At 72.3% G+C, this 21,011-nt stretch carries 13 protein-coding genes and 1 tRNA gene; 1 reads left to right on the top strand and 13 read right to left on the bottom strand.

The features are described 5' to 3' along the window. Nucleotides 1-9: 9 nt before the first annotated feature. From ACWGR4_RS02940 to ACWGR4_RS02925, 4 genes are read right to left on the bottom strand one after another with little or no spacing between them, the layout of a single operon-like run. Nucleotides 10-1,269: a TIGR02679 family protein gene (locus ACWGR4_RS02940; RefSeq protein WP_452133497.1), complete on the bottom strand. Its 1,260-nt coding sequence runs from the start codon at nucleotides 1,267-1,269 to the stop codon at nucleotides 10-12. Continuing rightward, complete coding sequence (locus tag ACWGR4_RS02935; protein ID WP_452133498.1) at nucleotides 1,266-5,396, bottom strand: TIGR02680 family protein; 4,131 nt, start codon at nucleotides 5,394-5,396, stop codon at nucleotides 1,266-1,268. The genes ACWGR4_RS02940 and ACWGR4_RS02935 overlap by 4 nt, the downstream gene beginning before the upstream one ends. Continuing rightward, nucleotides 5,393-6,748, bottom strand: a complete 1,356-nt coding sequence (locus tag ACWGR4_RS02930) for a TIGR02678 family protein (RefSeq protein WP_452133504.1) — start codon at nucleotides 6,746-6,748, stop codon at nucleotides 5,393-5,395. Before ACWGR4_RS02930 ends, ACWGR4_RS02935 begins: the two co-directional genes overlap by 4 nt. 21 nt (nucleotides 6,749-6,769) lie before the next feature. Beyond that, the gene (locus tag ACWGR4_RS02925; RefSeq protein ID WP_452133499.1) at nucleotides 6,770-8,281 is read right to left on the bottom strand and encodes a TIGR02677 family protein; all 1,512 of its coding nucleotides are present in this window, start codon (nucleotides 8,279-8,281) and stop codon (nucleotides 6,770-6,772) included. A gap of 340 nt (nucleotides 8,282-8,621) precedes the next feature. On the opposite strand from ACWGR4_RS02925, the gene ACWGR4_RS02920 reads away from it, so the two are divergent. Then, a tRNA-Leu gene (locus ACWGR4_RS02920) sits at nucleotides 8,622-8,708 on the top strand. Between the two features lie 349 nt (nucleotides 8,709-9,057). Here ACWGR4_RS02920 and ACWGR4_RS02915 read toward each other — a convergent pair. The 9 genes from ACWGR4_RS02915 to ACWGR4_RS02875 all read right to left on the bottom strand — a co-directional run bounded on the left by ACWGR4_RS02915 (nucleotide 9,058) and on the right by ACWGR4_RS02875 (nucleotide 20,966). Next, nucleotides 9,058-9,504 (bottom strand): hypothetical protein, encoded by a 447-nt coding sequence (locus ACWGR4_RS02915; RefSeq protein ID WP_452133500.1) that lies wholly within the window; start codon nucleotides 9,502-9,504, stop codon nucleotides 9,058-9,060. Between the two features lie 117 nt (nucleotides 9,505-9,621). After that, a complete protein-coding gene (locus ACWGR4_RS02910; RefSeq protein WP_452133501.1) occupies nucleotides 9,622-11,169 on the bottom strand; it encodes an MFS transporter in 1,548 nt (515 codons plus the stop codon). A 171-nt stretch (nucleotides 11,170-11,340) separates the two neighbouring features. Further along, nucleotides 11,341-12,672, bottom strand: coding sequence for a serine hydrolase domain-containing protein (locus tag ACWGR4_RS02905; protein ID WP_452133502.1), 1,332 nt, complete (start codon nucleotides 12,670-12,672; stop codon nucleotides 11,341-11,343). Between the two features lie 113 nt (nucleotides 12,673-12,785). Further along, nucleotides 12,786-14,300 carry a histidine kinase gene (locus ACWGR4_RS02900; protein WP_452133503.1) on the bottom strand — a complete coding sequence of 505 codons (1,515 nt, stop codon included), beginning with the start codon at nucleotides 14,298-14,300 and terminating at the stop codon, nucleotides 12,786-12,788. Nucleotides 14,301-14,479: 179 nt separating this feature from the next. Beyond that, nucleotides 14,480-15,223 carry a maleate cis-trans isomerase family protein gene (locus tag ACWGR4_RS02895; protein WP_452130244.1) on the bottom strand — a complete coding sequence of 248 codons (744 nt, stop codon included), beginning with the start codon at nucleotides 15,221-15,223 and terminating at the stop codon, nucleotides 14,480-14,482. Between the two features lie 137 nt (nucleotides 15,224-15,360). After that, nucleotides 15,361-16,266, bottom strand: a complete 906-nt coding sequence (locus ACWGR4_RS02890; RefSeq protein ID WP_379997117.1) for a fumarylacetoacetate hydrolase family protein — start codon at nucleotides 16,264-16,266, stop codon at nucleotides 15,361-15,363. Nucleotides 16,267-16,342: 76 nt separating this feature from the next. Further along, the gene (locus tag ACWGR4_RS02885) at nucleotides 16,343-17,458 is read right to left on the bottom strand and encodes a cupin domain-containing protein (protein WP_452130245.1); all 1,116 of its coding nucleotides are present in this window, start codon (nucleotides 17,456-17,458) and stop codon (nucleotides 16,343-16,345) included. Further along, a complete protein-coding gene (locus ACWGR4_RS02880) occupies nucleotides 17,455-18,519 on the bottom strand; it encodes a carbon-nitrogen hydrolase family protein (protein ID WP_452130246.1) in 1,065 nt (354 codons plus the stop codon). The genes ACWGR4_RS02885 and ACWGR4_RS02880 overlap by 4 nt, the downstream gene beginning before the upstream one ends. A 56-nt stretch (nucleotides 18,520-18,575) precedes the next feature. Beyond that, a complete protein-coding gene (locus ACWGR4_RS02875) occupies nucleotides 18,576-20,966 on the bottom strand; it encodes an oxidoreductase (protein WP_452130247.1) in 2,391 nt (796 codons plus the stop codon). Between the last annotated feature and the right edge of the window lie 45 nt (nucleotides 20,967-21,011).

The following is a 21,011-nucleotide window of genomic DNA, read 5'->3' as shown; positions in this document are numbered from 1 at the left end:
GGTCGCCGATCAGCTCGGCAAACCCTTTCGCCCCGTCGCCCGAAGGTCGGCGAGCAGATCGTCCAGCACGGCCTCCTCCTCGACCCGGCGGCCCATTTCCCGCATCGCGTCGGCCAGTTCGGGGTCCCAGGCCGCAGTCGTCGGCGCGCCCGTCAGCGGGGTACCGGGCCGCGCGCCGACGGCCGTGAGGTAGTCCGACGCCCGGTATCGCCACGGCTCGACCCGGACGCGTCCGGCCAGACCGGACACGATCCGCAGACCACCCCAGTCGAAATCGCCATGCGCCCGCACCACCGCGCCATCGGCCGTCAGCGCCGCCAACAACCGCACCGCGGCCGTTCCGGGCTGACCCGATACGCACACCAGCGGTGGGCAATCGGCGCCGATCCCGTGCGCCGCCGCCGCGACCACGGCCGGGTTCTCACACACGAACACCGCGGCCGTCGCGGGCAACGCCGCGGGCGGGTCACCGGCGAGCTGACGCAAGGTCAACACCGCCGGCTGTCCGGCCGCGCTCAGGATGGCGAGCGCCCGCCCGGTGGGCGAGGCGTCGTCGCCGGGCAGCCCGAGGGTGAGCACCGTGTTGGACAGATCGTCCTTGAGCAGCCCGACCGCCGCCCAGACCGCCCGCCGCCACTCGGCGCCGCTGCCGGCCGGAATCCCGCCGAGGACTCGCGCCGTGCCGAACACCAAAGTGGTCAACGGACGGTCCTCGTCGAGCGCGTGCGCGTCGGCACGGACCCGGGCCGCGAAGACACCGATCGGCTCGCCCTCGACCGGCAACTCGCCGAGTACCGCGGCGACATCCGTCAACGTGCGGTGAGCCGCCTCGGGCCCGCCACACACGCGCCGCACCAACCCGGACGCCCGGATGTCCGCCGTCCAGACCGCCAACTCGGGCCGACGGCCCACCAGTTCGTCCAGCGGCCCGAAGGCGTGCGCCCAGGCGCCGCGCTCCGCCGAGGCGACCTCGTGGCGCGGCACCACCGGGCCGGCCAGGATCTCGACGGCCGCCGCGAGGCCCGCAGGGCATGCGCCCGATGCGCGCAGGATTCGATCGACCGCCGGCAGCGCGACCGACAACGACCCACCGGAACGCGCCGGTCGACCCAACAACCGTTCCACCGCAGCCCGTTGCCCGGCGGTAGGCATCTTGAGGGTGACCGATCCGTCGAGATCACGGGCGTGTTCGAGGCGGTGGCGCGCCCGGTCCACCAGCCAGGCGAGGTCCGGCCCGCCGAGCAGACGCTCCAGGTGTGTTCCGCTCACGTCCACAGCTCGTCCTGGGTGGCGCCGTCCGAGCCGCCGGACTGCGGCGCGGGCACCGTCGCGGACAATCCCATCGGCTCGGGATCGACGGCGCGGAACCGGTGTTCCCCGTTCCATTCCCAGCGCGTCACCAGCACCGCCGCGATGTCGTCCACGCGGGACAACTGGGCGATGGCCAGACCCGGCACCTCGGGATAGCAACCCCATTCGCGTTCGCTGGTCATGACCACGTCCAGGTCGAAGGCCGCGAGCAGGCCCAGACATTTGGCCCGCGAGTCGTCGTCCACCCCCGCGAACGCCTCGTCCAGCGTGACCAATCGGGGCGCGTACGGGTTGGCCGCAGAGGCGTAGTGCGAGGACGCCGCCGCGAACAGCGGGACCGAGGCGGCGAGCACCCGTTCGCCGCCGGAGGCCGGGCCGGTCGCGGTGCTCCACTGGCCGTGCTGATGCCGCTCGATGCCGAACTCGTGCCACGAACGGTAGTCGAGGGCCGTGGTCAGCTGTTCGACCCAGGTACCGCCGGCGTCCCGGCTGCGCACCCGCGCGATCTCGGCCTGGAGGAACTCGCCGACCGCCGCGCGGTCCTCGGCCGTCCAGGCATCCGCGGTCTGGCGCAGCAGCCGGGCGCGGGCGGCGGCCAGGCCGGTCGGCGCCTCCTTGGCCGCGCGCCACACCAGCCGCAGTTTCATCCCGGTGCTGGTCGGGCGGGCCGCCAGTTCGCCGTTCATCACGCCCACCCGGTGCTCCGCCGCGCCGATCAACTCCTGGAGGGTGCCGGCCACTTCGGAGATCAGGTGGTTCTCCAGGATCTCTCGCTCCCGGGCCGAGAGCAGCCGCCGCCGCGCCTCCACCTCGGCGGCCAGCGAGGTGGCGAGCCCGGCCACGGTCGAGGTGCGACCCTGGAAGACGACGTCGACGACGACGCCGTCCTCCAGCATGTGTCCGGAGGCGGTGTGGCCGTGCCGGCCGAGGGCGTCCTGGAGGTTCTTCAACTCCTCGGCGACCCGCCGCTGCACCCGCTCCCATGCCTGGTCCGAGTCCTCGATCTGCTCCAACTCGCGCTCGATCCGGCGCGCGAAGCGCACCGACGGGTCGGCGGCCCACGCGGAGTCCGGTGCGGGCAGCTCCAGTTCCGGCAACGCCACGGTGAGCAGGCCGGTGCTCGCGAACCGGCGCAGCGCGGCCACCGCTTCGTCCCGGGTGCGCGCGGACTCGGCCACGTCGCGCTCCAGTTGTTCCCGACGGCCCTGGGCGACGCCGCCGGCCTTGACCGCGTCGGTGTGCTCGCGGTGGGCGCGTCGGGTCGCGTCCTCGCACCCTCGCAGGGCCAGGCGGGTCGCGGTCAGTTCGCGTTGGAGTTCGGCGACGGCCGCGCCGACGGTGGCGGCGAGGGTTTCGTGGCCGCTCTCGGCGGCGAGGGCCCGACGCTCTGCCACCGCGGCGCGTTCGCGCAGGTCGCCCGCGTGTACGGCGACCCGTTCGGCCTCCACACGTTCGCTCGCGGCGGCGGCCGAAGCGGCGGTGTGCTCGCGCAACGCGGGCCACAGCGCGGCCAATACCTCGCGATACCGGGCCAGGCCGGCGGATACCGAGGCGAGTTCCTCCGGGGCGGTGGGCAGGCCGGTGTCGACGGCGGCGCGGCGGGCCTCGTCGGCGGCCTCGTCGGCGCGGGTCGCCGCGGCCACCACGTGCCGCTCCTGTTCGGCGCGGCGGGTGTCGAGGGCGGCCAGTCGGGTGCCGGCGGCGGCGACCTGTGCGTGGGCCCGGCGCAACGCCTCGTCGCCCGGTCGGCCCGCCAGTTCGTCGTCGAGTCGGCGCTGACGCGTGGTCACCGCGGCGGTTCGGTCCACGATGTCCGCGCGCCGGACGTCGAGTTCGGCCAGTTCGGCGGCGACGGCCTCGATCCTGGCCCGACGCGCGCGCTCGCGTGCGCCCGCACCCAGGTATTCGGCGTTCGGCTTGGTCCAGCGGCCGGTCAGCACGCCGAGGGTGAAGGTGCCGTCCGCGGCGACCCGGGTGGCCGCGGCGCTGTCCGGCCCCCAGCCGATGGCGGCCAGCAGGCGGCCCACCATCGCGTCGGGTACCGCGGCGGCCCGCTCGTCGGCACGGTCCACGGCCGGGCTCAGCACATCGCCGAGGGTGGGTCCGGCAACGGGCGGCCCGGGTCGGACCAGCAGCTCGCCGGTGCCCACCGAGGTGGCCGTACCGTCCGGATCCACCCACGCGTCGAGGAGGCCGGATGCCTCGAGGGCCGCCTCGAGGCCGGCCCGGTCCGCGCCGTCGGGCACCGCGTCGGTGAAGTCGACGAGGCGCCACAGGGGGGCGCCCGGGCGCGCCGTGCGCGTGGTGTCGTCGCGGGTGTACGGCGGGCGCGGCGGCCGGGTCCCGCCCGCGCGCAGGTCGGCCAGTTCGGCCCGGAGCCGCCCGGCCTGCCCGTCGACGTCGCGCAGTTCGCCGGCCACGGCGGCGGCCTGCGCCGCGAGCACGGCGTGTCGCTCGCGCGCCGCCGCGTCGGTGGCCACACGGACCGGGTCGGGACCGGCCAACGTGTCCGCCCACACCGTGAGTTCGTCCAGCAGGCCGAGCGGATCCGCCGGTCGCAGTTCGGCGCACTCGGCCAGGTAAGCCTGCACGGCCGCGACGAAGGACCGCTTCGCGGCCCGCGTCACGTCGGCGCAGCGCTCGTGCTCCTCGGCCTGGGCCGCGAGTTCGGCCTCGATGTCGGCCAGTCGCTGCCGGGCGGCGGTGCGTACGCCGGCGAGCCGCTCGGCGTCGCGATGCAGTCCGGCCAGGAGTTCGACGGTGCGCCGGCGCCGGTCCACCAGATCGTCGGCGGCCCGACGCACCCGGGGTTCGTCGGCCGGCGCGGCGGCCACGTGTTCGGCGTGTGCGGCGGTCAGTATCGCCTGCGCCGCCGCGTCGGCGGCCTCGCGGCGCACGGCGGCGACTTCGCGGACGGCGACGGTCAGTCGCGCGCCGGCGCCGTCCGCGCGCTCGCTCGCGCGCCGTTCGTCCTCGCTCGCGCGCCGCGCGTCCTCCTCGGCCTGGGTCGCTTCCGCCCGGGCGGCACGCGCGGCTTCGGCGGCCCGGTCGAGTTCGCGGGCGCTGCGCATCTCCGGTCCCGCGCGCAGTGCCTCGTCCTTGGCCTGGAGCCGGGCGGCCTCGGCGGTGCACTCGGAGATCAGTTCCTCGGCCGCCGCCACCCGTAGTTCGGCTGCGGCCTCCTCGTCGCCGGCCCGGGTGAATTCGGCGCGCAGCGCGTCGTGGCGGGCGTGTTCGCTGCGCGGTGCGCGGGCCCGCCGACGCGAGGCGACCTTGGCGTAGCGCTGATAGTGCGTCAAGAACGTGGTCGCCGCCTGTTCGGTCTCGGCCATCGCGGCGAGCCGGGCCTGATCCTCGTCGAGACTGCGGAACGCCTCGGCGACGTCGGCGACCACTGCCTGGTCCATCGGCGCGAGGGCTTCGGTGAGTGCCTTGGACAGGGCCTTCTCGCTGGGCCGCTTGGACAGTTGCGGTTGGCGCAGTTGGATGAGCAGGTCCACCAGCGCGGCGTAGCGCTGTTCCCCGAGGCCGAACAGCGCGTCGTCCACGGCCCGGCGGTAGCCGGCCGCCTGGTCGTGGACCAGCCCGTGGCCGGCCAGTGCCTCGGTGAGGCGGTCACGGGTCAGCGCGGTGCGGGTGCCGTCGATCAACGACAGGTTCTCGCCGACGCGTTGTGTGGTCACGAAGTACCAGTGCCGGACCACCCCTCGGCCCGCCACCGCCTTGAGCCCGCAGCCGAGGGTGCGGAATTCGACGGTGCCGTCGTCGGCGCGCCTGCCGAATTCGATCCAGGTGTAGCCGAGCCGTTCGCTGTGCGGGTGCTCGCCGCCCAGGAGCAGATTCCATTCCATCCGCTTGCGGGGATCACCGTCGGGTTCGACCCGATGCGCGGACAGGTCGCCGTCGAGCAGGAACGGCAGGGTCAGGGCGAGCACCTTGGACTTGCCGGTGCCGTTGTTTCCGCGCAGCAGCAGCCGTCCGTCACGGAAGTGGAACTCCTCGACGTCGTAGTGGAACAGGTCCACCAGGCCGGTGCGCAGCGGTTGCCACCGCTCGCGGGTGGGGTGCGGCAGGATCGGGCTCATCGGCGGCTGCCCTTCGGTGCGGTTCGCCGGGTACGCGGGCCGGGTGCCCTGGCTCCTGGTTCGAGGAGGACGGTCTCGCCGACGGCGTAGCGGGCGAGGGCCGGCAGCGCGACGACGGCGGGTGCGCCCTCGTGGTCGTGGGTTCGGGCGAGCAGTCCGAGGGCGGTCAATCGGCCCACGGCCTGTTCGACCAGTTCGTGCTCCGCGCCCGGTTCGGTCGCGGCCTTGCGCCAGTAGCCGCCGTGTTCGCGGGCGAACTCTCGTACCAGTGCGTGGAGTTGGGCGAGGGTGACGATCCGGGCGGATGCGGTGTCGGCCGCGGTGTCGGTGTCGGTGTCGGTGTCGGTGTCGGTGTCGGTGTCGGCTCCGGCATTGGCACCGGCACCGGCACCGGCACCGGCTCCGGCTCCGGCGGCCAGGCGTTCGGCGAGCAGTAGGGTCACGTGCCCGTCGGTGCCGGTGTCGGGCATCTTGACGTCGGTCAGTTCGTCGTCGGGGTCGACCATGGCGATGCCCTCGGCGCGTACTTCGGCGACGAGGCCGGTCAACTCCGTGATGGCGCCGGTGATGTGCGGACGCTGCTTTTGGAGATAGGCGAGTTCGGCGTCGGGCAGGTCCGCGTAGTACAGGACCGGGTCGTCCAGGAGCGTACGGGTGAGGTGATGGCGGATACGTTGGTTGCGCAGGTCGTCGTTGTCGAGCACGGAGTCGTCGGCGAGCGCCGCGAGTCGGTCCTCGAAGGCGGTGGCGAAAATCGTGGAGGGGCCTTGCCGGGAGCTGAGCAGCCCGGCCAACACGCGGCGTTCGACGTCGTACAACGCGTCCCCCGTGGCTTTGAGATACGCCTCCTCGTCACCGGCCACCAGGGTCAGCACGCCGAGGCGAATCAGCAGCCGGACGACGGCCACGAGGTCGGCGCGTTCCTCGCGATTTTCCAGCGTGAACTCCACACCGGCCGCGCCCAGTGCCGGATCGGCGGCGCCGATCACGATCTGTCCGGCCAACCGCCCGAGTGCGATCTGGTGATCCGATCGCTCCAACGCGGCCAGCGCGAGGCACACGAGCACGTACCTGCGGGCCCCGAAGGGCAGTTTCGTGCGTGGATCGCGCGCCGGATGGGTGGCCGAGCGGGAATCGGCGGGGATTTTGTACAGGCGCGCCACCTCGGCGTCCACGTACAGCCGCCAGCCGGTATTGCGTTCGAACCAGGGCCGCAGCTCGGCGGCGAACTGCTGCACGAGCCGGAACTCCTCGCCGCCATCGCCCCGAGCACGCAGCAGGGGTGTGCGCAGCAGGGCTCGTGCGGCCCGGCGCCGCTTGACCCGGCGGTCCTCGTCGAGAGCCGATCCCAGCGCGGTCTCCGGGTGGCCTGCTCATGCGCCGATCTCTTCCGTATCGGGGTCGGTCATACCGGGTTCGCCGACCGTGCCGAGGTCGCCGCGCTCGCCGGGCTCGCCGGGCTCGCCGAGGTCGATGATCTCGATCAGGAAGTCGGGGCCGCTGAACACCCCGACGGTGGTGTGTACTTCGGCCCGCGCGTCGTCGTCGGGCAGGGTGAGGTGGATCTCCATCGAGCCGTCGTGGCCGGTGGCGACCACATGTGTGGTCTCGGGGCGCCAGAGCGCGAGCGCGTCACCGAGGAGGTGCAGGAACAGGCCGAAGGTGACGGGATCCAGTTCGGGCAGCCGACCGAGCCGGGTCACCCCGTGGGTGGCGAGCAGGGTCCGCGCCGCCGCGAGTTGCACGCGTTCGCGGTGCGCGTGTTCGGCGAGAAATCGGCGTGCGTCGGATCGGTCCGCGACGCGGTTGGGCTTGCCGCGCCGCTCGTACGATCCGGTCTTGCGCAACTGCGGACTGATGTGGATCGGCGGGGCATCGTGCCACGGGGTGCCGGCGGCGGGCGGATCCTGTTCCCGGGCCGCCAGGGTCTGCGCGTCCACCGTCAGGTGCCGGGCGGCGTGCAATCCGAAGGCCGAGCGCCACAGTCGATGCCGGGACGCGTCGTCGGGAGCCTGGGCGAACCAGAGCGCGAGGGCCCGAAAGTCGGCCGACCGATCGGAACGGCCCGCGCGGCGCTCGTTGAGGACGCCGACCACGGTGAGCAACTGCGGCACCGCGCTGCGCGCACGACTGCGCAACAGTCGTGCCTGCGACTCGTGCCCGCCTTCGGCGATGAACCACGCCCGCAGGCCGAGCCGGCGCCGGACCCACGTCTCGTACAGCGCGAGGCGCGCGGCGGCCTCCGCACCCTCCGGTTCCGCGTCCACGACGGTCGGATCCGGCGCGGCGTCCCCCGCCTCGCGCTCGGCGGCACCGACCAGGAGTCGCCGCAGCGGCCCGTCGTCCCGGCGCGGGTCGCCCAACTCGTCCAGCAGGCCGGCGATCTGCGCACCACGCGTGACCAGATCGGCGATGAAGCGCTCCAGGTAGTCGATCAGGCGATCCTTGTAGGCCAGGAACACCTCGACATCGGCGTCGTGCAGGTCGATCGTGCGCTGGAGCGACCCCATGAAGGCCCGCGCGTTGTCCGCGAGGTCGTTGAACCGGTGCGTCAGGGTGATCAGCGCGAGGTGAACCTTGCCCTCGTCGAGCCGCTCCGCCGCACCGAACCCGATCAGCGCCCGCAACTGCGTCGCGATGTCCGCCAGCGCCACCGCCTGGAGCGCCCCACGCCGTCCGAGCGCCGCGTCGTACGCGCTCAGCGCCTCCTCGACCGCCTCACCCTCGCGCGTGAGCTGATACAGGTACCGATGCCGATAGAAGTCCTCCACGGACGTCACCCGCCCGGTATCGGCGTCCGCCCGCAGATTCCCCCACCCGGCAAGACTGTCCAGCGCCGCGGCCACCGCCGAAAGCTCCACCCGATCCACGAGCGCGGCCTGCACATCCTCGGGTCACAGATGCACCAGGAACCGCTGCTTGGCCTCGACGAAGACCCCCATGATCGCCCGATACAACGCACTGTGCTGCTGCGCGGTCAGGTAGGTGAAGGGCCTTCGACTCACGACCTCGTTGTCACTCGACATCGCCAACCATTGTCCCGCACGCCATCCCCCGAACGGCCCCTGGCGCACCCTGACGAACCCGCCCCACCCACCCCCAGGCCCACCCCACCCGCCCGCCCCCAAGCCCCAGGTCAGCCCCACATCCGCCCCGGTCCGGCCCCCCTGCGGATCTTTGATATGGTTCTCCACGTCGCCGCGCAAACCACAAGGCGACCACCCGGTCCGGGTGGCGGAATTGGCAGACGCGCTAGCTTGAGGTGCTAGTGCCCGAAAGGGCTTGGGGGTTCAAGTCCCCCCTCGGACACCACGAGAGACCCCTGTTGATCAGGGGTTTTTCTGCTTTCCGCCCCATGGTGTGACCAACCGTGTGACCAACCGGGCCGAGACTTCCCAGGTCGGATGAGCGACCCGAGGATAAGCCGGTTCCCCCTCGAAGCGGCAAGTACCTCGGTGCCTTCGGAGCGACGCCTGCCGTAGCGGCTCATGGGTGTAGCCGGGCGAGTCTCGCCTACGCCGACGATTGCGCGTGTGGACACGCGTCGATGGGGTCCGCTGAACCCCGCGCAACACGGACCAGGGGCGTGGCACAAGCCGCTGCACGGGATTCTGATCGACCGATGGAGCGCCGGGCGGGACACCGGCCCGGGGCCGGTTGGTCAGGGTTGGGGTGGTGGGGGGTTTTCGGAGGGGGGTGGGGTTTGCGCGTGGAAAGTTACGCCGGAGAAGTTGTGGCCCTGGAGGACCGGGCCGTGTTGGGTGCCGCCGGTGATGGTGTTGGTCACCTGGGTGGTGGTGGGTGTCCCGATGAGTGGGGTCAGTTCGTCGAGTAGGGCTTGTAGGTCGGCTGCCGCTGTCGGGTCGGACTGGAGGGCTCGGCGCAGGCGGGTTCGCCATTCGGCTTCGATGTCGGCTGCCACGATGTCGTTGCCCTCTGCGCGGGCCGTGGTCAACTCGCCCTGGGCGGCGTCGAGTTCGTGTTCCGTGGTGGATGGTTCGGAGCCGGTTCTGGTGAAGAAGGCGGTCAGGCGGTTGCGGGCCTGGGTCCAGGATTCGGAGACCATCAGGCCCACCATCGTGGTTGCTCCGGATGCTGCCAGCGTCATCAGTTCGGCTTCCATCGGGCCCCCGTCGTCGTTGCCGCTACGTGAGTGATACGCCGTGTACGCATTGTCGCGCAGCGGCGGGCCGGTGCGCGGCCGGTCGGGCGAATACGTCGTCGGTCAGCCGGGAGGGGGTTGGCCGGAGCCCTGGAGGCGTTCCAGGTCGGAGGCGCGGACCTGGATGACGAACAGGGCGATCACCGCGGCGACCACCGCGAAGATCGCGGCCACGATGAAGGCCGCGGAGACGCCGCTCGTGAGCACCTGGTCGCTCCACGGCGCGGGCAGCACACCGGTGCGGTCGAACTCGGCCCGCTGCGCCGGGGTGGCCTGGGCGAGGAAGGCCGGGACCTGGTCCTTGGCCTCGTTGCGGTTGGCCGTGCCGAACACGGTGACCAGGATCGACAACCCGAGCGAACCGCCCACCTGCTGCATCGCGTTGAGCAGCCCGGAGGCCGCGCCCGAGTCGCGGGCCCGCACACCGGAGACCGCCATCAGCGTCAGGGACACGAACTGCATGCCCATGCCCACGCCGAACACCAGCGTCGGCCCGAGGATGCTGCCCAGGTAGGTGCTGTGCACATCGGTCCGGGTGAGCCAGCCCAGCCCCGCCGCCGCGAGCAGCGCGCCGACGACCATGAACGGCTTGGGTCCGTAGCGCGGCAGCAGCTGCGAGGCGAATCCCGCGCCGAGCGCGATCACCGCGCTGATCGGCAGGAACGCGAGCCCGGTCCGGAGCGGGCTGAAGCCCAGCACGTCCTGGACCCACAGGGTCAGGAAGAAGAACATCCCGAAGATCGCGGCCGCCAGGCACAACATGATGCCGTACGTACCGGCCCGGTTACGGTCGGCGAACATCTTCAGCGGGGTGATCGGCTGCCGCGAGTTGCGCTCGATCGAGATGAAGAGCGCGAGCAGCACCACGGCCGCCGCGAACGCGCCCAGGGTGAACGCGTCGCGCCACCCCTCCTGCGCGGCCCGGATGAAGCCGTAGACGAGCGAGCTGATGCCCAGCGTGGAGGTGAGCGCGCCGAGCAGGTCGAAGTGCCCCGGATGGCGCTCGGATTCCCGGATGTAGCGCGGCGTGGCCAGCGCCAGCAGCACCCCGATCGGCACGTTGACGAAGAACACCCACCGCCAGTTCAGCCACTCGACCAGGACCCCGCCCGCGAGCAGCCCGATCGCGCCACCACCGGCGGAGACCGCCGCGAACACCCCGAAGGCCCGGTTGCGGGCCGGGCCTTCGGGAAACGTGGTGGTGATCAGGGCGAGCGCGGTGGGCGACGCGATGGCGCCGCCGACGCCCTGGAGCGCGCGGGCGGCGAGCAACTCCGGGGCGCTTTGCGCGAGTCCGCCGAGCAACGAGGCGACCGCAAACAACAACACGCCGAAGATGAACACCCTGCGCCTGCCCAGGATGTCGCCCGCGCGCCCGCCGAGCAGCAGCAGCCCGCCGAAGGTCAGCGTGTACGCGTTGAGCACCCAGGACAGGCCGGTGGTGGAGAAGTCCAACGACCGCTGGATGTGCGGCAGGGCGATGTTCACGATGGTGATGTCCAGGACCACCATCAACTGGCAGGAGGCGATCACCGCGAGCGCCGCGCCGTTGCCGCCGCTTCGCTTCGGTGCGGCGGCGGTCTGCGAGGGTGTCGCGTTCGGATGCGCCATGGTGTGTCCTGCGAGGCGAGGGGCTTGCCGGCCGAGGCGTCGAGGCGACGCCCGCCTGCGGTGCGGGCCGTACGGAACGGACCCACTCGTTCGACCGTAAACCCGCACCGGCCGGCCCACCACCGGGCACCGCGCGGGGTCGGGGTGGCGAACCCGCGCGGTGGAATGGGGTCAGGACGTCCTGGGGGTGGCGCGCACGCCCATGTGCAGGTACTGGCTGCCGTCGGCGAGACGGTAGAAGACCACGTTGTCCCACAACGTGGCGCCCTCGCGCTGCCCGACGAACGTGGTCTCGTCGACCGGGGTGAGCGTCAATTCCATGTCCGGCGAGATGTCGGCCAGCTCGCCGGTGGTCTGGATGAGCATGTGCAGCCGACCGTCCCGGACCGAGATGGTGGTGCGGTTGCCCACCCGCTCGTAGATGCCGGCGTACTGCTCGACGTCCACCTCGACCGGGGTCTGCGGCGGGCCCAGCTGCGGCGACATGGTGATGCCGGCCAGCGTGGCGAACAGCTCGCCGCCGAGCGCGCGTTGCAGTGCCGAGGTCTCGCCGCCGTTGGCCAGCAGGCACACCACGGTGCCGGTGTCGGGTACCACCCACAACATCGCCGACTGGCCGATGGTGTTGCCCGCGTGCATGATCACCCGGTGGCCGGACCACTCGTCGAGGATCCACCCGATCCCCCACTGCGGCGCCAGCGTGTACGGGTTCGGCAGGTCCACCTGCGGCTCGGTCATCCCCGTCGGCTCGGCCAGCAGCTCGGTACCCAGGTGCGCGCGGCCGAAGGCGACGACGTCGCTCGCCCGCGCGCAGATCAGGCCGGCCGGCCCCATCGCCCGTGGCAGGCCCCATACGGAGGTCGGCTTGCCGTCCTCCACGTGCCCCGTCGCCGCGCCGAAGCGCAGCACGTCCTCGGGCAGCGTCCAGGTGTGGGTCAGGCCCAGGGGCTCGCAGATCTGCTCGCGCAGCGCCGCGTCCCAGGTCTTGCCGGTCAGCCGCTCGACGATCCGGCCGGCGATCACGAAGCCCGTGTTGCAGTAGGAGAAGCTCTCCCCGATCGGGTGGTTCTGGGTCAGGTCCGCGCAGGCCGCGACGTACTTCTCCAGACAGTCGTCGCCGCGCCCGGTGTCCAGGAACAGGTCGCCGTCTATGCCGGAGGTGTGCGTCAGCAGCTGCCGCACCGTCACCGACTTCGTCACCTCGGCGTCGGCGACCTTGAACTCGGGGAGCAGGTCGACGACCGGGGTGTCCAGGGTGAGCCGGCCCTGCTCGGCGAGGAGCATCAGCTGGGTGGCGGTCCAGACCTTGCTCACCGAGCCGATCTGGAACAGCGAGTCGATCGAGACGGGCGTACCGGTGTCCCGGTTGAGCACACCGGCGGCGAAGCTGTGCACCTCGCCGCCATGCCAGAACGCGAGGCTCGCACCCGGCACGTCGTATTCGGCGATGAGCTCGGCGAGGCGGGCGTTCCAGTGCGCGGTGTCGACGACGGTTCCGGTCATGGGGCCTTCTTTCACGGGAGTCCGGAGGCGTACGGGCACGCTACGCGGACGGCGCCCCGCTGCTGATGGCCGCGACGACGAACCCGAGCGCCGGTGTTCGTGCGAACGCACAATCAGCGGGCGCGGTCGCCCTGCCCCGCCCGAACCAGGCCGGATTCGTACGCCACGACCACCGCCTGGGCCCGGTCCCGCACATCGAGCTTGGTCAGCAGGTCTGCCTCCCGCCGCTCCAGACCGGCCGGCTCCACCCGCATCGCCGCGGCGATCTCGCCATCGGCCTTGCCGGTCGCGAACAGGCGCAGCAGCGCCACCTCGGCCGGACTGAGCCGGGCCAGCCGCTCGGGCTCGGACGCGGGGCCGACACCCGCCGGCGGCGTCGGCACCGGCTCCGGCTCCGGCCCCTCCCCCGCCAGCGGCAACATCGCCGCGACCCGGAATCCGCCGTCGGCGACTCGCCCCGCCTCGAACGACCCGCCGTGCACGGCCACCCGCTCACGCATCCCGACCAGCCCGTGCCCACCACCGGTCATCGCATAGTCCCCGACGACCACCTCGCCGCCCCCGTCGTCGCGGATCTCCACGGCCACCGCCCCCGGCAGGTACTCCAACCGCACCGTCGCCGTCGCCCCGTCCCCCGCGTGCTTGCGGGCGTTGGTCAGCGCCTCCTGGGTGATCCGGTACACCGCCAGCCCCACCGGCAACGGCAGCACGCGCGGCGCGCCCAGCACGCGCAGCTCGGTGGGCAGCCCGGCCAGGCAGGATTCGGCGATCAGCCGGGCCAGGTCGTCCACGCCGGGCTGCGGCGCCACCGAGGCCGCCTGGTCCGGGTCGTGGTCGCTGCGCAGTACCCCGAGCAGCTGCCGCATCTCGCCGAGCGCGACCCGGCCGGACGCCTCCAGGGTGAGCAGCGCGGCGCGGGCCGCCTCCGGGTCGCGGTCCAGGCTGGCCCGGGCACCGCCGGACATCAGGTGCATCGTGGTGATGTGGTGCGCCACGATGTCGTGCAGTTCGCGGGCGATCCGGCGGCGTTCGTCGGACAGCGCCCGGTCGGCCAGCAGCGCGCGGTTGACCTCGACCTGCCCCTGCCAGTGCCGTACCGCGGCGCTGACCCCGAGCACGAGGAGCACCGCCACGAGGTCGCCGCTGAACAGCCAGAGGAAGGACTCCGACGCGTGTCGATACCCCGACGCCGCAGCCGCCAGCGTGGCCAGGGCCGCGAGCGCCACCGTCCGGGGCCGACCGACCAGACCGACCGTGTACAACGCGACGGCCAGCGCGATACCGAAACGTTGCGGCACCGCCATCAGCACGTTGAGCACCACCACCAGCGCGAGTACGAACGACAACACGCCGATCGGCGACCGACGGCGCGCGAGCAGACTCGCGGCCGACGCGAGCATGAACAGCGTGCCGACGACCTTCTCCCCCGGTCCGATGGCGGGGAGGGTGATAAAGAACCCGAAGGTGTCCACGGCCGCCGCCACCAGGCAGATCACCAGGTCGGCCCGGGTGACGCCGAGAAATGCCCACCGGCCGCGGGTCGACCCCGGGGTCGACGTCGTGCCTGCGAGGTCACGCCCGGTCACGGCCCTGCCGAGCGCGGCCCAGGAGTCGGGGCCGAAGCCCATCCGGGGTCTCCTTCCATGGGGAACGGCGTGCCAGTATTCCATCGTGGTGGAATAGGCACGAATCGCCGCAATAAACGCCTATCGCGTGCAGCGCTCGCATCCCCATGGATATGCCCTCGTCGGCCCGGTCCCGCGAGATGCGGGTCCGGGCCGACGAGGGGTCGCGGAAGGCTCGCGGATCAGGCCCCCGTCGCCGCGCTGCCGGCTCCCAGGGGCGCGTCGGCGAACGCCCCCGACAGCAGGTGTCCGGCGCCCGGCGCGAAGGCCGGCAGGTCGAGGGCGCGGAGCATCTGGTGCACCGTGCACACCGCCGCCGAGACGACCGGCTTGCCCAGCCGCTGTTCGGCGTCCTCGATCGCGGCCAGCGACGGCATCTGTACGCACGCCGACAACACCACCGCGTCCGCGTCGGCATGTTCGAGCCGGTCCGCGATGTCCGGCAGGCGCAGCGGGTCGTGCGCGGCCACGTCGAGGTTGTCGGGGATCTCCAGCGCCTCGAAGTCCAGCACCTCGATCCCCTCGTGCCCGAGGTACTCCACCACCGTGCGGGTCAGCGGCAGCATGTACGGCGCGACCAGCGCGACCTTGCGCGCGCCGATGGTGTGCAGCCCGTGCACGAGGGCGCCGGCGCTGGTGACCACGGGCGCGGGCGCGCCGTTCTCGACGGTACGGCCGTGCAGGCGCTCCTCGGAGACCCGGTGGTAGCCGAGTCCCATGCTCATGATCGCCACCAGGCACGCGTAGCCGAGCACGTCCACCCGCGCGTCGGACAGTTCGACGGCGCACCGGTCGGAGTCGGCGTCCATCGCGGCCAGTTGCTCGGGGGTGACGTGGGTCATCCGCATCCGGCTGGAGTGGAACGTGAAGCGCTCCGGGGCGACCGTCTCGCGGGCCCGCAGGATCGCGGGCACCTCGGTTTCCATCGTGACATTGGAACTCGGCACGATCTGGCCGACGCGGTAGGGGTGTTGACGCACGGGAAGGGCCTCCTGCTGGTGCCGGGAAAGCCGGTGCCGGGCGTTCCGGCGCCGAAAAAAGGAGCGGGCTGGGCGGGTTCGCGTCAGCGGGCGTCGATCACCGGGTTGGTCAGCGTGCCGATGCGCTCGACGGTCGCCTCGACCACGTCGCCCGGCCGCAGGTATTGCGGCGGGACCTGTGCCGCGCCGACCCCGGACGGCGAGCCGGTGGAGATCACGTCGCCGGGCTCCAGGGTCATCCCGGACGAGATGTCGGCGATCAGCCGGGGGATGTCGAACAACATGTGCCGGGTGTTGGACTTCTGCTTGACGTCGCCGTTGACCCGCAGCGACAGGTCGAGGTTCTGTGCGTCGGGGATCTCGTCGGCGGTGACCACGGCCGGGCCGAACGGGGCGTAGGAGTCCTGACCCTTGGAGAAGAACCACTGCCCGGAGCGGCGCTGGTCCCGGGCGCTGATGTCGTTCATGATGCTGTAGCCGAACACGTGGTCCCACGCGTCGGCTTCGCTCACCTTGTAGGCGGTTCGACCGATCACCACGGCGAGTTCGCATTCCCAGTCGAGCTGTGCGGTCAGGTCCGCGTTGTGCAGGATCGGCGCGCCGGGGCCGGTGACCGCGGTGGCGGGCTTGCCGAACAGCACCGGACGGTCCGGGAGTTCCTTCGCGGTGTCGAGGGTGCGACTGGACTCGGCCACGTGTTCGACGTAGTTGAGTCCGATGCCGATGATCTTCCCGGGGCGCAGCGGCGCGAGCAGCCGCACCTCGCCGCCGGCGTGCACGGTGCCGGCCGGGCGGTCGGCGGGCGCGCCGGCGAGCAGTTCGCGCGCGGTGTCGAGCGCGTCGGCGCCCGCCCGGACGAACGACAGCAGGTCGCCGGGGAGTTCGACGCCCGCGGCGGCGGCCAGGGCGGCCAGGTCCGTCACGTGCGCGCCGTCCTCGGCGCCCAGGCGGGGCGACGAGTCGCCGACGGTGTAGGTGACCAGGCGCATGGGGTGTCCTCACTGTCTTGCGTCCGGGCGGCGCGGTCGCGGCGCCTCGGGTGGTGGGTTTGCGGGATGAACCGGCTCAGCCGGCCGGCGTCGGCTGGTGGCCGTCGTTGTCGACGTAGGCCTCTTCGCGGAAGAAGCCCAGCGAGCGCATCACGGGGAAGTCGTTGAACGAGAACAACACCGCGTCCTCGCCCCGGTCGAGGTTGGCGTGCTCGTGCCAGGCCCACGCGGGCACCGCGAACACGTCGCCCTCGTGCCATTCGAACCGCTGCCCGGCCACGATCGAGACGCCGTGGCCCTTGGCCGCGGTGTAGACGACCGAGCCGGTGTGCCGGTGTGCCTTCGTCGCCTGGCCGGCGCGCAGAAGTTGGATGTGCGCGCTCATCGTGGGCATCACCGAGCCGCCGGTCGCGGGGTTGGTGTACTCCATGATCAGGCCGTCGTACGGTGATCCCTCACTCGCCTTGGCCAGGTCGAGCAGCGCCTGGTAGGTGGGTTCCCACGGCCAGGCGAGCAGCGGCGAGTAGGGCCGGGTCCACCGTTCGACGCCGTACGGCACGAGGTTGCCGCCGTAGGTCAGGACGGAGGAGTTCACCACCTTGCCGGGCACCTGGTAGACGTCCGGGTGGACCTCGTAGAAGCCCGCGTCGAGCGCGTTGACCAGCGGGATGTCCAGGCCGTCCTGCCAGATCACCGGCGTGTCGTCGGACTCGTTGCCGTGTTCGTGCCAGGTCCCGTTCGGGGTGATCGCGAAGTCGCGGGCGCCGACCCGCAGTTTCTCGCCGTCGACGATCGTCCAGGCGCCGGTGCCCTCCAGGACGAACCGCAGCGCGGCGGCCTGGTGGCGGTGTGCGGTCATCGACTCGCCGGGGCCCATGATCTGCAGGCCGGTGTACAGCAGGCCCGCGGCGGCGCTGATGTCCCGGCGGCCGGGGTTGACCAGCATGACCACCCGGCGGCCGGCGTCGTCGGCCTTGACCAGGTCGAGCGCCTTGCGGACCAGCGGGCGCAGTTCGGCGTAGCGCCACAGGGTGGGCACCGACTTGGGCTGCGGGTACCAGGGTTCGATCTCGTTCGCCACGGTCCACAGCGCGCCGGCCTCGCGTTCGGCCAACTCGGCGTAGTAGGCGCTCAGTTCCGGGGTGTCGGTGACTCGGGCCCGGCCCAGCATGTTGTCGTCCTGGGTGGTCATGTCTCCTCCTCGGGTACGGGGGTGGCGGCGGGGGCGAGGGGCGGCGCGGCGGTGGGGTCGTGGGTGAACGTGATCGGGGACCGGGGCCGGTTGTCCACGTTCAGCGCGAAGACGTCGAAGCGGTTGTAGTGGCCGACGATGTCGTGCATCTGCTTGGGCTGGATGCACCTGGCGAGGTCGATGTCGGCGTAGACGATGCCCTCGTCGTCGATCAGCGGCTCGCCGATGGGGCGCCCGTCCGGGCCGAACACGCCTGAATAGGCGCTGCGTTCGCGGCCCAGCTGCTTGCGCACCTCGTCGTCGTCGCCGGCGATGGCGTCGACGATCTCGGGCGAGATGGTCGAGCAGGCGACCACCGAGAAGACCTTGCCCTCGAAGCTGTGCGCGGCGGTGCGGACCGCGATCGCGTCGGCCATGTCGTAGTCGGCGGGCGCCACGGGCAGCGCGATGTAGCTCGCGGCGTGCACGAGTTCGCCCTGGGCGAGCAGGGTGAAGCGGGCCAGCGTGTTGGTGTTCTCGCCGCACGCGAGCACGCCGAGCGGGCCGATCCCGGTCGGGTGCACGCGCAGCGAGCTGCCGTCGCCGCCGGTCCACGTCAGCTTCTCCGCCCAGGTGGGCACCAGCTTGCGGTGCACCCCGATCAGTTCGCCGTCGGCGTCGATGGTCAGCATGGTGTTGTAGAGCACGCCCATGCTGTGCGGGCCGCGCTCGTTGACGCCGATCACCACCACCGCGCCGGCCGCCCGGGCCGCCGCGCGCAGCGTTTCCACGTGCGGGCCCGGCACGTCCACCGAGGACCGGTACAGGCGTTCGTACCAGGGCGAGCCCTGGACCGGGTTCATCGTCCAGTTCCAGTACGGGTATCCGGGGACGAACACCTCGGGGAAGACGATCAGTTCGGCGCCGTTGCCGGCGGCCTCGCGGATCAGCGCGACCGCCTTGGCCACGGTGGCGGCGGCGTCCAGGTAGACCGGCGCGGCCTGGACGGCGGCGGCCTTGAACCGGGGCGGGTTGTCGCGTTGTGCGCCGGTGAGCACGATCGGTGGGGTGGGACCTGTCATGGCGGGCTCCTCGTGGTGCGCTGTTCGGTCGGCGGATACGAGGTCGGGGTGTCGGGTCACCCCCGGCCGGGTGCGGCGAGCAGGCGGGGGTCGGTCTCCGGTCGCCACCGCCGCGGCACGGTCTCGACCTGCGCGCGCGACAGGTGCAGCCGCGGCGGCACCCGATCACTACCCGCGCCGGGCGGCTTGCGACTGCCCGGCCGCCAGGCGCTCGGCCAGGGCGCGCCCGGTCCGGTGTAGCCCTGTTCGGCGGCGGCGTGCAGCGTCCACAGCGGGTCGTACAGATGCGCGCGGCCCACCGCGCACAGGTCCGCCCGGCCCGCGAGCAGGATCGAGTTGACGTCGTCGTAGGTGGAGATCGCGCCGACCGCGATGGTGGGCACGCCGGTGGCGTTGCGGATCAGGTCGGCGAACGGCGTCTGGTAGCCGCGTCCGTAGGCGGGTCGCTCGTGGGGCACGACCTCGCCCGAGGACACGTCGATGGCGTCCGCGCCGGCCGCCGCGAGCGCCCGGGCGATCCGGACCGCCTCGTCCTCGGTGGTGCCGCCCTCGGCCCAGTCGCTCGCCGAGATCCGCACCACCAGCGGCTTGTTGCTCGGCCACACCGCCCGCACGGCGGACAACACCTCGATCGGGAAGCGCAGTCGGCCGGCGAGCGAGCCGCCGTATTCGTCCTCGCGCAGGTTCGTCAGCGGGGACAGGAAGCCGGAGAGCAGATGGCCGTGCCCGTACTGGAGTTCCAGTGCGTCGAAGCCCGCCCGGTCCGCGCGTGCGGCGGCGGCGGCGAATGCGGCGGTGATCGTGTCCAGATCGGCCCGGTCCGCCTCGCGCGGGCGGAAGTCGCCCTCGGCGTCCCAGGGAATCGCCGACGCGGCCACGGCCGGCCGGACGTCCGGGCCCAGCGGCGCCCATGTGCCGTCGGCGTCCGGCACCGAACCGGCCGCGCGGCGTCCGGCGTGGGTGAGCTGGATACCCAACAGGGGCCCGTTCGGAGCCTGTTCGCGCACCCGGGTGACCACCTCGCGCCAGGCCGTCTCCTGCGCATCGGACCACAGGCCCGGACAGGCGGCGGTGGCCCGGCCGTTGGGCAGGACGGCGGTCATTCCGGCGAAGACCAGGCTTGCCCCGCCGAGCGCGAGCACGCCCAAGTGGGCGGCCTCGAACGGGCCGGGGAAGCCGTCGACGGCCGCGTAGGTGGCCATCGGCGGCACCACCACGCGGTTGCGCAGCCGGACCGCGCCGAGCCGGAAGGGCTGGAACATCGGCGCCGCGTCCACCCGATCCGCCCGCCCGGCGGTGAACGCCGCGTCCACCTGCGCCACGAACGCCGGGTCGCGCTCGGACAGGTTGGCGTGAGTGACCCGGCGGCTGCGGGTGAGCAGGTTGAAGGCGAACTGCTCGGGTGCCTGGCCGACCGCCCGGTCGATGTTCTCGAACCATTCCAGGCTGGCCTGCGCGGCCCGCTGCGTGGAGGCCACCACCGGCTTGCGCTCGGCCTCGTAGGCGGTGAGCGCGGCCGGGATGTCGGCGTGTTCGTTCAGGCACGCGGCCAGCGCGAGGGCGTCCTCCATGGCGAGCTTGGTGCCCGAGCCGATGGAGAAGTGCGCGGTGTGCGCGGCGTCGCCGAGCAGGACCACGTTCTCGTGGTGCCAGGTGGCGTTGCGCACCGTGGTGAACCGGATCCACCGCGAGTTGTTCGGGATCAGCCGGTGTCCGTCCAGGTGTTCGGCCAGCAGCGCCTCGCAGCGTGCGATGCCCGCCTCGTCGCTGGCCCCACGCGGCAGCTCGCGACCGGCGAACTCGGCGAACCCGCCGCGCCGCCAGGCGTCTTCGGCCAGCTCCACGATGAACGTGCTGCGCCGGTCGTCGAACGGATACGCGTGCACCTGCACCACGCCGAAGTCGTGCTTGTCGACGATGAAGGTGAACGCGTCGAAGACCTTGTCCGTACCCAGCCACATGTAGCGGCAGCCGCGCTCGTCCAGATCGGGCCGGAACACGTCGGCGTAGCGCTCGCGCACGTGGGAGCGCACCCCGTCGGAGGCGACCACCAGGTCGTGTGTGCGGGCCAGTTCGTCCACGGGCGGGGCCTCGGTGCGGTAGCGCAGGTCGATGCCGAGCGCCGCGCAGCGCTCCTGCAGGATGCGCAACAGCCGCTCCCGGCCCAGCGCGGCGAACCCGTGTCCGCCGGAGGTGAGGGTGCGTCCGCCGTAGCGCACGTCGACGTCGGTCCAGCGGGCGAAGCCCTCGGACATCGCGGCGAAGATCTCCGGGTCGGCCTGGGCGATGCCGTCCAGGGTCTCGTCGGAGAACACCACGCCGAAGCCGAACACGTCGTCGGGTGCGTTGCGCTCCCACAGGGTGATCTCCGACGCCGGCGAGAGCTGCTTGGCGAGGGCGGCGAAGTACAACCCGCCCGGCCCGCCGCCGATGACTGCTATGCGCACAGCGTCCTCCAATGTTCCCGGCCTATCCGAGCGTATGTAATAAAT

It is taken from the genome of Embleya sp. NPDC055664 (assembly GCF_053618075.1).
This window is presented reverse-complemented; position numbering and strand designations above follow the sequence as displayed.